General features: G+C 63.5%; 10 protein-coding genes and 6 tRNA genes. 11 read left to right on the forward strand and 5 right to left on the reverse strand.

Annotated elements, in window-relative coordinates; translation table 11 throughout:
* Positions 1-14: 14 nt before the first annotated feature.
* From csrA to mgtE, 7 genes are all read left to right on the forward strand, one after another.
* Positions 15-203 (forward strand): carbon storage regulator CsrA, encoded by a 189-nt coding sequence (csrA, locus tag VUG52_RS07610; protein ID WP_003254503.1) that lies wholly within the window; start codon positions 15-17, stop codon positions 201-203.
* Positions 204-275: 72 nt separating this feature from the next.
* Positions 276-366 (forward strand) — tRNA-Ser (locus tag VUG52_RS07615).
* A 48-nt stretch (positions 367-414) separates the two neighbouring features.
* A tRNA-Arg gene (locus tag VUG52_RS07620) sits at positions 415-491 on the forward strand.
* A gap of 70 nt (positions 492-561) precedes the next feature.
* Positions 562-638 (forward strand) — tRNA-Arg (locus tag VUG52_RS07625).
* A 72-nt stretch (positions 639-710) separates the two neighbouring features.
* A tRNA-Arg gene (locus tag VUG52_RS07630) sits at positions 711-787 on the forward strand.
* Between the two features lie 72 nt (positions 788-859).
* Positions 860-936: transfer RNA gene (locus tag VUG52_RS07635), tRNA-Arg, on the forward strand.
* Between the two features lie 398 nt (positions 937-1,334).
* Positions 1,335-2,777, forward strand: a complete 1,443-nt coding sequence (gene mgtE, locus VUG52_RS07640) for a magnesium transporter (RefSeq protein WP_050706728.1) — start codon at positions 1,335-1,337, stop codon at positions 2,775-2,777.
* Between the two features lie 229 nt (positions 2,778-3,006).
* On the opposite strand, the gene VUG52_RS07645 is transcribed toward mgtE, so the two are convergent.
* The gene (locus tag VUG52_RS07645) at positions 3,007-3,333 is read right to left on the reverse strand and encodes an Arc family DNA-binding protein (protein WP_003254499.1); all 327 of its coding nucleotides are present in this window, start codon (positions 3,331-3,333) and stop codon (positions 3,007-3,009) included.
* A 346-nt stretch (positions 3,334-3,679) separates the two neighbouring features.
* Between VUG52_RS07645 and phnN the strand changes: the two genes are divergently transcribed.
* Complete coding sequence (phnN, locus tag VUG52_RS07650) at positions 3,680-4,303, forward strand: phosphonate metabolism protein/1,5-bisphosphokinase (PRPP-forming) PhnN (protein ID WP_262951807.1); 624 nt, start codon at positions 3,680-3,682, stop codon at positions 4,301-4,303.
* Between the two features lie 74 nt (positions 4,304-4,377).
* A tRNA-Arg gene (locus VUG52_RS07655) sits at positions 4,378-4,454 on the forward strand.
* Between the two features lie 26 nt (positions 4,455-4,480).
* On the opposite strand, the gene VUG52_RS07660 is transcribed toward VUG52_RS07655, so the two are convergent.
* Positions 4,481-5,683 (reverse strand): benzoate/H(+) symporter BenE family transporter, encoded by a 1,203-nt coding sequence (locus VUG52_RS07660; RefSeq protein WP_050706726.1) that lies wholly within the window; start codon positions 5,681-5,683, stop codon positions 4,481-4,483.
* 187 nt (positions 5,684-5,870) lie between these two features.
* On the opposite strand from VUG52_RS07660, the gene VUG52_RS07665 reads away from it, so the two are divergent.
* Positions 5,871-7,262, forward strand: coding sequence for an aminotransferase-like domain-containing protein (locus VUG52_RS07665; RefSeq protein ID WP_262974396.1), 1,392 nt, complete (start codon positions 5,871-5,873; stop codon positions 7,260-7,262).
* Positions 7,263-7,630: 368 nt separating this feature from the next.
* Positions 7,631-8,629, forward strand: a complete 999-nt coding sequence (locus VUG52_RS07670; RefSeq protein WP_050706724.1) for a diguanylate cyclase domain-containing protein — start codon at positions 7,631-7,633, stop codon at positions 8,627-8,629.
* 63 nt (positions 8,630-8,692) lie between these two features.
* Here the strand turns inward: VUG52_RS07670 and lpdA are convergent, their stop codons facing one another.
* From lpdA to VUG52_RS07685, 3 genes are read right to left on the reverse strand one after another with little or no spacing between them, the layout of a single operon-like run.
* On the reverse strand, positions 8,693-10,072 hold the full coding sequence (gene lpdA, locus VUG52_RS07675; protein WP_050706723.1) for a dihydrolipoyl dehydrogenase: 1,380 nt from the start codon (positions 10,070-10,072) through the stop codon (positions 8,693-8,695).
* A gap of 2 nt (positions 10,073-10,074) precedes the next feature.
* Positions 10,075-11,343 (reverse strand): dihydrolipoamide acetyltransferase family protein, encoded by a 1,269-nt coding sequence (locus tag VUG52_RS07680; RefSeq protein WP_050706722.1) that lies wholly within the window; start codon positions 11,341-11,343, stop codon positions 10,075-10,077.
* Complete coding sequence (locus tag VUG52_RS07685) at positions 11,344-12,402, reverse strand: alpha-ketoacid dehydrogenase subunit beta (protein ID WP_050706721.1); 1,059 nt, start codon at positions 12,400-12,402, stop codon at positions 11,344-11,346.
* Position 12,403: the final 1 nt, after the last annotated feature.

Genomic DNA, 12,403 nt, shown 5'->3' on the forward strand with positions numbered 1-12,403 from the left:
GTGAGGAGAAAACTATGCTGATTCTGACTCGTCGGTGCGCCGAGAGCCTGATCATTGGTGACGGTGAGATCACCGTGACGGTCCTGGGTGTCAAAGGCAACCAGGTGCGTATTGGCGTTAGCGCGCCCAAGGAAGTGGCTGTTCACCGCGAGGAAATCTACCTGCGGATCAAGAAAGAGAAGGACGAGGAGCCAAGCCTTTAATTTTTTTGAAGTTTTTTTCAAAAAAAGGGTTGCAAACGAGGAAGGGTGTGTTTAATATTCGCCTCGTGTTGCGGTGAGGTGGCCGAGTGGCCGAAGGCGCTCCCCTGCTAAGGGAGTATACCTCATAAGGGTATCGGGGGTTCGAATCCCCCCTTCACCGCCATTATTTGCCTGGAGCGCTTCAAGCGATCCGAATGGCACAGCAAGACACGGACTCATAGCTCAGCTGGATAGAGTACTCGGCTACGAACCGAGCGGTCGGAGGTTCGAATCCTCCTGAGTCCGCCACTTTTGAAGTGGCTTTGCCTGCAAGGCTGCTTCAAACCACCAGTGGTAATCTGGTCTAAAACTACCCCACGGACTCATAGCTCAGCTGGATAGAGTACTCGGCTACGAACCGAGCGGTCGCAGGTTCGAATCCTGCTGAGTCCGCCACTTTTGAAGTGGCTTTGCTTGCAAAGACGCTTCAACAAGCCAGTGGTAATCTGGCCTAAAACTACCAACCACGGACTCATAGCTCAGCTGGATAGAGTACTCGGCTACGAACCGAGCGGTCGCAGGTTCGAATCCTGCTGAGTCCGCCACTTTTTGAAGTGGCTCTGCTTGCAAAGACGCTTCAACAAGCCAGTGGTAATCTGGCCTAAAACTACCACTACGGACTCATAGCTCAGCTGGATAGAGTACTCGGCTACGAACCGAGCGGTCGCAGGTTCGAATCCTGCTGAGTCCGCCATACATCAAGAAGCCCGCTCATTAGAGCGGGCTTTTTGTTTTTCTGGCGCGCTGAATTGTCACGGATGTCCATCTACGCTGTTCTGTAGAGGCTCCCGAAAGGAATCGGCGCTGCGAATCGAACCGGCACACGAGCAATGTGCTTTTCACGCCATAGCGACCGTCGCACTGATGGCTTCGAGCGTTGTCACAGCTTTAGCGCGCAAACGATTGTTCTGGCCAAAAATTTAAGCGATCCGACAGCTTACACAGTGTATGATTGCGCCCGTCAGCCCCGCCGGGGCTTGTGGAATCCCACCATGGACTTACCCAGTAGTTACTCGCTAACACGCTTCATACAGCCAGATCTGACCGATTGATTCTCCCGGCGTGCTCCGCTGCTGGGAGTGGAGTTCGCCTATGACCGAAATCGAAGTAAAGAAAGCCCAAGACAGCCTGCAGGATCGCCTGGCCCAGGTGATCGAACTGCTGCAGCGCCAGCGGGTGGTCGAGGACCTGACGCACCGTCAGGAAGGTCACCACCATGACCTGGTGGAAAACCTCGTCCACCGCCAGAACCTTGTCGAACTGCAGCGCAAGCTCGACGACCTGCACCCCGCCGACATCGCCTATATCCTCGAAGCCTTGCCGCTGGACGACCGCCTGACGGTCTGGCAGCTGGTGCGCTCGGATCGCGACGGCGACATCCTGCTCGAAGTCTCTGACGCCGTGCGCCAGACCCTGATCGCCGACATGGACGATCACGAACTGCTGGCTGCCGCCAAGGAGATGGACGCCGACGAACTCGCCGACCTGGCACCGGAGCTGCCCCGCGACGTCGTCCACGAGCTCATGGAAAGCCTTGATGCCCAGCAGCGCGAGCGTGTGCGCTCGGCCCTGAGCTATGACGAAGAGCAAGTCGGCGCGCTGATGGACTTCGAGATGGTCACCATCCGCGAAGACGTCAGCCTCGAGGTGGTATTGCGCTACCTGCGCCGGCTCAAGGAGCTGCCAGGGCACACCGACAAGCTGTTCGTCGTCGATTACGATGGCATTCTCAAGGGTGTGCTGCCGATCAAGCGGTTGCTGGTCAACGACCCGGACAAGAAAGTCGCGGAGGTCATGGCCAATGACCCGGTGACCTTCCACCCCGAGGAAGATGCCTACGACGCCGCCCTGGCCTTCGAGCGCTACGACCTGGTCTCCGCCCCCGTGGTGGACAAGAACGAGCGTCTGATCGGCCGTCTGACCATCGATGAAATGGTCGACCTGATTCGTGAAGAGAGCGAGAGCGAAGTGCTCAACATGGCCGGTCTGCGCGAGGAGGAAGACATCTTCGCCTCGGTCTGGCGCTCGCTGCGCAACCGTTGGGCTTGGCTGGCCATCAACCTGATCACCGCATTCGTCGCCTCGCGGGTGATCGGCCTGTTCGAAGGCTCCATCGAGAAGCTGGTGGCGCTGGCGGCGCTGATGCCGATCGTGGCGGGTATCGGCGGCAACTCGGGTAACCAGACCATCACCATGATCGTGCGCGCCATGGCCCTCGACCAGGTGTCGCCGGGCAATACCAGCCGCCTGATGCGCAAGGAACTGGCGGTGTCGCTGCTCAATGGCCTGATCTGGGGAGGCGTGATCGGTGTCGTGGCGTTCTGGCTCTATGGCAGCTGGTCGCTGGGCCTGGTAATGACCGCGGCGATGACCCTGAACCTGTTGCTGGCCGCCTTGATGGGCGTGCTGATCCCGATGACGCTGACGCGCCTGGGGCGTGATCCGGCGATGGGGTCGAGTGTGATGATTACGGCGGTCACCGACAGTGGCGGCTTCTTTATTTTCCTCGGCCTGGCTACGCTGTTCCTGCTGTAAGCGTTTTCAGGCCATGCGCAATCCCCTGTAGGAGCGGCCTTGCGCCGCGAAAGGGCCGCATGGCGGCCCCATGATTTCAGCGTTGATGCAAAGATCGCCGGGGCCGCTATGCGGCCCTTTCGCGGCACAAGGCCGCTCCTACAGTAGGGGGGTGCGTGACTCCGCAACCGGATGCAAAAAAAAGCCAGCTTGCGCTGGCTTTTTTGTGTGCGGCTGTCGCTAGCCTGGATCAGGACGCGTCGGCGGCCATTTCCACATCGTGAGCGATGAGGGCGACCAGCGCATTCTGCTGGCGGTGGGACAGCTGGCGGAAGCGCTGCAGCAGTTCACGTTCGTGGAGGCTGAGCTCTGGGCTGTCCAGGCGCATGCTCAGTTCATCACCCAAGGCACCTTCCTGGATAAGGCTCTGCTCCAGGCGGGCGATGATTTCGGAGTTCATGCTGCGGTGATGGTTTCGCGCTACTTCGGCAATGCGCTCACGCATCCCGTCTGGCAGGCGGACGACGAACTTGTCAGCGGTGCGGCTCGAATAGATAGCCTGTTTCATTGGGCGCATATAAATTGACCGGTTGTTCTGGTTCAGGGGGAGCGGTTCGCAAATTGGCCGCACGGTGGAAGTACGACCGCGGCGACGACAAAATGTTCAACCGTGATGTGATTTTGGTTCTTCATCTTGCCTCAGGGTCGCCGTTTCCTTGGCGTCAATTCTGTGACAAATAGTGATCTCGATAAAGGCTTTTTGCCAGTACCAATTATCAGAAATGAGCACTGGTTTGAAAAGTTTCACATTCATCGAATTGCACCGGCGTCAGACAAATGCCGTCAAAATCTGGTAAAAGACGGTAAAGGCCTGGGGAAAATCCTGGAATGCGCTGGTTTCCCATACATTGAGCATAGTGGCTATGCAATATGACGCAAGCGGTGGGGCGGCCTCAAGGGGGCGCCTGATATTCCTCATGGGACCGTCGGGATCGGGAAAAGATTCCCTGATCGATGCGGCGCGTGAGCGATTGTTCGCCCAGGGCGTCGAAATCGCCCGGCGGGTCATCACGCGCTCGGCCGAGGCCAAGGGCGAAGCCGCGCTCGGAGTGAGCGTCGATCGCTTCGAGGCGATGCGCGAGGCGGGGGCGTTTTCCCTGGACTGGCAGGCGAATGGTCTGAGCTATGGCATCCCCGCACAGTTGGACGCGTGGCTCGCCGCAGGCCAGTCGGTGCTGGTCAATGGTTCGCGTGCCTACCTGGCCAACGCCCGGCAGCGCTATCCCGACCTGGTGGCCGTGGGGCTGACGGTTTCCCAGCAAGCGCTACGGCAGCGATTGCTGGCCAGGGGGCGGGAGAGCAATGAAGAGATCGAGCAGCGCCTGGCCCGCAACTTGAGGTTGCAGGCCTATGATCCCGGCGTGCATGTCGTGGACAACTCCGGTTCGCTGGCCAGCGCGGTCGAGGCGTTGCTCGCGCTGTTGCGCAGCGAAGGCGTGATCGCCGACGCGGCGGGGAAAAAGCCGACGTGCAAATTGCCCGATTGATACATGACAAATGCCCACACGCTGGTTAACATGCTCGCCGTCCCCGCCGCACAGCGTCTGTTGTCGGCTTCTGTGTCTCAGTAGCTCAATTGGATAGAGCATCCCCCTCCTAAGGGGAAGGTTGGCAGTTCGAACCTGCCCTGGGACGCCATTTCCCCCCATTTCCCTTGTCCTCGTTCAACGAACCTGAACGCTTGCCTGCGGCTGTCGCGTCGTGCGGCTGTAGCTCAGGGCGAAGTGTGCCGCCAGCCCGAAGATCAGACCCCAGAACGCGGCTCCAAGGCCGAGCAGGCTCATCCCCGATGCGGTGACCAGGAAGGTGATCAGCGCCGGCTCCCGCTGTTTTTCGTCACTCATGGCGCCCGTCAGGCCGTTGGCAATGGCACCGAACAGTGCCAGGCCGGCGAGGGCGGCGATCAGTTCCCTCGGCAGGGCGGCGAACACCGAGGCCAGCGTGGCGCCGAAGCTGCCCATCAGCAGGTAGAAGGCGCCGCAGGCCATGCCGGCGATGTAGCGCTTGTCAGGGTTCTCGTGGGCCTCGCGGCCAGTGCAGATGGCGGCGGTGATCGCCGCCAGGTTGACGCCGTGGCAGCCGAAAGGTGCCAGTAGCAGCGAACCCAGGGCGGTGACCGAGACGATCGGGCGTGCCGGCACCTGGTAGCCGGAGGTGCGCAGTACGGCGATACCGGGCACCGACTGGCCGGTGAGCGATACCAGGGCCAGGGGCAGGCCGATATTGACGATGGCCTGCCAGCTCCACTGCGGGCTGGTCCAGGTCGGGACGGTCATTTCCAGCACCAGGGCCTGGGTGTCCAGCTGGCCCAGGCCGGTGGCGAGGCCGCAACCGACGATCAGCACCGAAAGAATCGCGTAGCGCGGCGACAAGCGCTTGAACAGCAGGTAGCTCGCCAACATCGACAGTACCAGCACGGGCTGCAGGCGGATCGAGCTGAACAGTTCGGCGCCGAAGCGGAACAGGATGCCGGCCAGCATCGCCGCGGCAATGGCCTTGGGCAGGCGATTCATCAGCTTGTCGAAGGCGCCGCTCAGGGCGATCACGGCAATCAGCAGCGAGGCGACGATGTACGCGCCCACCGCCTGCGCCAATGACACACTCGGTAGCATCGACACCAGCAGCGCCGCGCCGGGCGTGGACCAGGCGGTGATCACCGGCACCCGCAGTTTCCAGCTCAGCAGCAAGCCGGTCAGGCCGCTGCCGATGGAGATGGCCCAGATCCAAGAGGCGGTCGTGGCGTTACCCAGGCCTGCCTGGTCGGCGGCCTGGAACACGATGATCAAGGGGCCTGCGTAGGAGATGATCACGGCGATCAGGCCGGCGACCAGGGCGGAGAGGGAAAAATCCTTTCTGAGGTTGTCCATGGCGAGTCCAGGTGAGTTTATTGATTCGATTGAGTCGATTCAAATTGAATCTATACGGTAACGAGACCTGAATTCAAGTGGGGCAGCTCCCACGCGGGTGATGCTTACAACTTGAATCGCTCGGAGGATCGACTCAAGTTGGCCTGTGTGTTCAAATTTCAATCATTTTCAGCCCGGTAGCCGTCTCATGTGGGTTCCACGGATCAGCGAAAGCAATCAGCCTGTCTACCTGTCCATTGCCGATGCGCTGGCGCACGATATTGCCAGCGGCGCGCTGCGGCGTGGCGAACGCTTGCCGACGTTGCGCGAACTGGCGCAGGCACTGGACGTCACGCCAGGCACCATCAGCCGCGCCTACACCGAGGCGTCGCGCCGTGGCCTGACCCAGGGCGAGGTGGGGCGTGGCACCTACGTCCTCGACCGGATCGCCGAGATGGGCGAGGCCCCCGTGATCGCCCGATCTGCACCTGCAGCTCGCGGCGAAGCGCTCGACCTGTCGATCATCAAGCCCTACGGCGAAACACTGCAGTACTGGTTGCGTAACGCGTTGACCGAGCTGGCCAATACCTCACGGCTGGAGCAGGTGCTGGACTACGCCCCCGATGGCGGCCATCCAGCGCATCGCGAGGCGGGCGCGCAATGGTTGCGCCAGTGGCTGCCGGGTGCGCAGTGGCAGCAGATGGTCATCACCAGCGGTGCCCAGCATGGGTTGATGGTGGCGATCAGCGCCCTGACCGGGGCGGGCGACCTGGTGCTGTGCGAGTCGCTGTGCTATCCGGGCATCATTTCCGTGGCCCATGGCCTGGGCCGCCGTCTGCGTGGCGTACCGATGGACGAGCAGGGCATCCTCCCCGAGGCCTTGCGCGAGATCTGCCAGCGCGAGCGGCCCGCCATGCTGGTGTGCGTGGCGACCTGCCAGAACCCGACCACGGCGATCATGTCCAACGAGCGCCGCGCCCAGATCGCGGCGCTGGCGGAGGAGTTCGATTTCCTGCTGCTGGACGATGACATCTACGGTTTCCTCGCCACCGACCCGCAGACTCGGCCGTTGGCGACCTTCGCCCCGGAGCGTTCGATCTACCTCACCAGCCTGTCCAAGTCGGTCATGCCGGCGCTGCGCATCGGCTACCTGTACAGCCCGCCGAAGCTGCTGTCACGCCTGACCGCCATGGTACGCAGCACGGTGTGGATGCCTTCGCCGTTGACCGCGCAACTGGCCAGCCATGTGATCGGCGAAGGGTTGGACAGCCAGTTGATCCGCATGCACCGCGCCGAGGCGGCGGCACGCCAGGCCATCGCCCGTGAAGTTTTCGCCAGTGCGTCGCTGCAGAGCCAGCCGCACAGCTATCACCTCTGGCTCAACCTGCCCGAGCCGTGGCGCAGCGACGAGTTCGCCCTGCTGGCGCGGGCCAATGGCGTGGTGGTCATGAGCGCCAGCCAGTTCCAGGTGGAACGCACGGGCGATCCACGTGGCGTGCGGGTCGTGCTGATGTCGCCGACCAGTCGGGAGGAGTTGCGCTTCGCCCTGACCCAGCTGGCCAGCCTGCTCGAGTCAGGGGATCCGAAGCGCTTCTACTGACGAATGCCCGGCGCTGGTGTCCTGTCTCGGAAATACGTTCTCTTTTGGCGAGTGGCTCGGGTGTTCGGGCAAGGCGCCGCGACGAGTCATAGCAGGGCTATGGCGAGGAGTGGCAACGCCGGCCGGGCGCCCAAGACGCCGCCAAAAGTGAACAGCTTATTTCCGAGACAGGACACACGACGAAAGGGGCAAAAGCTGTGCCAGCAGTGGTACCGGGGCGAAATAGGCCGTTAGGACTATTCCGACAGCCTGTTGCTCGGAATATGCTTGGCCGGCAGAGGAACAGGATTGCCGCTTGCGGCAAATACAAGCATGTGTCGGCAGCACCGGGTACGGGGCGCAGTTGCTGGACAACAGGGAGCGCGTCCATGAGTCAGGCAACAAAGCCGCTACCGGCTGGCTTCACCGAGCAGCAATTGCACACCTTGTTCGATCTGATCAGCGACGGTATCTGGGACTGGGATGCCAACAACGGCTATGTCTACCGCAATCCGGGCTGGTACGCGATGCTGGGCTATGCCAGCCACTCGCTGGACAATTCCGTGCTGACCTGGGAAAGCGTGATCCACCCCGAGGATTACCCACGGGTGATGGCGCATTTCGAGGCCTACATCAACCAGCGCAACGAGCGTTATCTCATCGAGTACCGTTGCCGCTGCCAGGATGGCAGCTACCTGTGGATCGAGGACAGCGGCCATGTCATCGCCCGCAACGCCGACGGTTCGGTAGCGCGCATGCTCGGCGCCCACCGCAATATCGACGCGGGCAAGCGCCTGGTAGCGGAGCTCGAGCAGCGCAACCTGTCCCTGGAAGGCCTGGTGGCCGAGCGCACCCGCGAACTGTCGTGGGTCAACCAACAGTTGCAGCGCCAGCTCGACGAGAATCGCGAGTTGGCCGAGCGCGACGCCCTGACCCGTACCGCCAATCGCTATCGCCTGGAAAAGACCCTGGAGCAGGCGTGCGAGCGTGCCCGGCGTTTCCGTGAACCGCTGGCGTTGATCGCCATGGACCTGGACGACTTCAAACCGATCAACGACCTGCACGGCCATGCCCGTGGCGATGCGGCGTTGGTCGAGGTCACCGAGCGGATCCGCCAGTGCCTGGGAGAGCAGGACCTGCTGGCGCGCTGGGGCGGCGATGAATTCGTGGTGGTCTTGCCACGGACCTCGCAGGAACAGGCACGCGAAGCGGCGCAGCGGATTCAGGAGGCCTTGGCCGAAGTGGCGCCGATTGGCCAGTGCCAGCTGACCATGAGCTATGGCGTGGTGCAGTGGCGGGAAGGAGAGGAGCGGCACGACCTGCTGGCCCGTGCCGACAAGGCGCTGTACCGGGCCAAGGCAGCCGGCAAGAACGCTGTCGCCGAATGAAAAAAGACCCGCGGCGCCAGGGGCGCAGCGGGCCAAATCGGCGATTGCCGCTTCAGTATCAGGTCAGATATGCAGGGCGTGGCCCAGGGCGCGCAGCGCCGCTTCCTGTACCGCCTCGCCGAGGGTCGGGTGGGCGTGGATGGTGCCGGCGATGTCTTCCAGGCGAGCCCCCATCTCCAGCGACTGGGCAAAGGCGGTGGACAGTTCCGATACCGCCACGCCCACGGCCTGCCAGCCGAGGATCAGGTGATTGTCGCGACGGGCCACCACACGCACGAAGCCGGTCTTCGATTCCAGGCTCATGGCCCGGCCGTTGGCGGCGAAGGGGAATTGCGCGACGATGCAGTCCACGCCCTGCTGGTTGGCGTGTTCCGGCGTCTGGCCGACCACCACCACTTCCGGATCGGTGAAGCACACCGCGGCGATTGCGCTGGGCTCGAAGCGTCGGCTCTTGCCGGCGATGATCTCGGCGACCATCTCGCCCTGGGCCATGGCCCGGTGCGCCAGCATCGGCTCGCCGGCCACGTCGCCGATGGCCCAGACGTTGCGCATGCTGGTCTGGCAGCGCTCGTCGATGGCGATGGCCGCGCCGTTCATCTTCAGGTCCAGGCTTTCCAGGCCGAAGCCCTTGGTGCGTGGGCGGCGACCCACGGCCACCAGCACCTGGTCAGCCTCCAGGCGCAGTTGCCCGCCCTGGCCGTCGCTGGCCAACAGGCAGCCGTCGGCATAGCCTTCGACACTGTGGCCCAGGTACAGGGCGATGCCGAGTTTCTTGATCGAGTCGGCCACCGGCGCGGTGAGTTCCGCGTCGTAGGTTGGCAGGATGCGTTCGCGGGCTTCCACCACGCTGACCTTGGCGCCGAGCTTGCGGTAGGCGATACCCAGTTCCAGGCCGATGTAGCCGCCGCCGACCACCACCAGATGCTGGGGCAGCGACTTGGGTGCCAGGGCCTCGGTGGACGAGATGATCGGCCCGCCGATAGGCAGCATCGGCAGTTCGACGCTGTTCGAGCCGGTGGCCAGCAGCAGGTGCTCGCACTGGATGCGCTGGCCGTCGACCTCGACGCTCTTGCCGTCGAGGATCTTCGCCCAGCCATGGATCACCTTCACGCCGTGCTTTTTCAGCAAGGCGGCGACGCCGCTGGTGAGGCGGTCGACGATGCCGTCCTTCCACTCGACGCTGTGCGTGATGTCCAGGCGCGGCGAGGCCACGCTGATGCCCAGCGGCGAAGGCTCGGTGTAGCGGCTGGCCTGGTGGAACTGCTCGGCCACATGGATCAGCGCCTTCGAGGGAATGCAGCCGATGTTCAGGCAGGTGCCGCCCAGGGCCTGGCCTTCGACGAGCACGGTGGGGATGCCCAGCTGCCCGGCGCGGATGGCGGCCACGTAGCCGCCGGGGCCGCCGCCGATGATCAGCAGGGTGGTGTTGATGAGCTCTTGCATGATCACTCCACGAACAGGCAGGCAGGCTGTTCCAGCAGGCCGCGCACGGCCTGGATGAACAGGGCGGCATCCATGCCGTCGACCACGCGATGGTCGAACGAGCTGGACAGGTTCATCATCTTGCGCACGACGATCTGGCCGTCGATCACCACTGGCCGTTCGACCATGCGGTTGACGCCGACGATCGCCACTTCCGGGGTGTTGACCACCGGGGTGCTGACGATGCCGCCCAGCGCGCCGAGGCTGGTCAGGGTGATGGTCGAGCCGGAAAGCTCCTCGCGAGTGGCCTTGTTGTTGCGCGCGGCGTGGGCGACGCGGGCGATCTCGCTGGCGTTGCTCCACAGGTTGCCGGCCTCGGCGTGGCGCAGTACCGGCACCATCAGGCCGTTGTCGCCCTGGGTGGCGATGCCGACGTGTACCGCGCCGTGACGGGTGATGACCTGGGCTTCGTCGTCGTAGGTGGCGTTGATCTGCGGGAAGTCGCGCAGGGCGACGACCATGGCGCGCACCAGGAACGGCAGCAGGGTCAGCTTGCCGCGGCTGTCGCCGTACTTGGCGTTGAGTTGCTGGCGCAAGGCTTCCAGGTTGGTGACGTCGATTTCCTCGACGTAGCTGAAGTGGGCGACGCGGCGCTTGGCGTCCTGCATGCGCTGGGCGATCTTGCGGCGCAGGCCGATCACCGGTATCTGCTCGCTGTCTGTGCGCTTGCCGTAGCCCCCTGGTGCCTGACCGGCGCCGGTCTGCGGTTTGCTGATGAAGGCATCGAGGTCTTCATGCAGGATGCGCCCGGCCGGGCCGCTGCCATGCACGTAGCGCAGCTCGATCCCGGCGTCCAGGGCGCGCTTGCGCACGGCCGGGGAGGCCAGTGGCTTGTCGTGGGCTTCGCGTGGCACGATAGGCGCGGCGGCGTGGGTCGCGACAACCTGGGGTCGTGCTTCGATGCGTGGCTCGGGTTGGGCCATGGCCTTGACCGGTGCAGGTTCCGGCTCCACCGGCTTGGCCTGGGGCACGTCGACATGGTTGCCGCTGCCTTCGACCTCGATGCGGATCAGCTCGCTGCCGACCGCCATCACCTCACCGGGCTGGCCACCCAGGGCCAGTACCTTGCCGCTGACCGGCGAAGGGATTTCCACGGTGGCTTTGTCAGTCATGACATCGGCCACCACCTGGTCCTCGGCGATCACATCGCCGACCTTGACGAACCATTCCACCAACTCGACTTGCGCGATGCCTTCACCGATATCCGGCATCTTGATGACGTGCGTTCCCATTCAGACCTCCATGACCCGTTTCAGTGCCGCGCCTACCCGCGAAGGGCCGGGGAAGTAGGCCCATTCCTGTGCGTGAGGGTAGGGGGTGTCCCAGCCGGTGACGCGCTCGATGGGCGCCTCGAGGTGATGGAAGCAGTGCTCCTGGACCAGCGACACCAGTTCGGCGCCGAAGCCGCAGGTACGGGTGGCCTCGTGCACGACCACGCAGCGACCGGTCTTTTTCACCGACGCGACGATGGTCTCCAGGTCCAGCGGCCACAGGCTGCGCAGGTCGATGACTTCGGCGTCGACGCCGCTCTCCTCGGCGGCCACCTGCGAGACATACACGGTGGTGCCGTAGGTCAGCACGGTGACGTCGTTGCCCGGGCGGGTGATTACCGCCTTGTCCAGCGGCACGTTGTAGTAGCCATCAGGCACTGCGCTGTGCGGGTGCTTGGACCACGGGGTTACCGGGCGGTCGTGGTGGCCGTCGAACGGGCCGTTGTACAGGCGCTTGGGCTCGAGGAAGATCACCGGGTCGTCGCATTCGATCGAGGCGATCAGCAGCCCCTTGGCGTCGTATGGGTTGGACGGCATCACGGTGCGCAGGCCGCACACCTGGGTGAACATCGCTTCGGGGCTCTGGCTGTGGGTCTGGCCGCCGTAGATGCCGCCGCCGCAGGGCATGCGCAGGGTCAGCGGCGAGATGAATTCGCCGGCCGAGCGATAGCGCAGGCGGGCCATCTCCGAGACGATCTGGTCGGAGGCGGGGTAGAAGTAGTCGGCGAACTGGATCTCGACCACCGGGCGCAGGCCATAGGCGCCCATGCCCACGGCGGTGCCGACGATGCCGCTCTCGGAGATCGGCGCGTCGAACACGCGGGACTTGCCGTACTTGGTCTGCAGACCTTCGGTGCAGCGGAACACGCCGCCGAAGTAGCCAACGTCCTGGCCATAGACCACCACGTTGTCATCGCGCTCGAGCATGACATCCATGGCCGAGCGCAGGGCCTGGATCATGGTCATGGTGGTGGTGGACATGGCGTTTTCCAGATGGATGCTGTTGTTGTGATCGTTCATC

The organism is Pseudomonas sp. LH21 (genome assembly GCF_036549575.1).
Taxonomy (GTDB): Bacteria; Pseudomonadota; Gammaproteobacteria; order Pseudomonadales; family Pseudomonadaceae; genus Aquipseudomonas; species Aquipseudomonas peradeniyensis.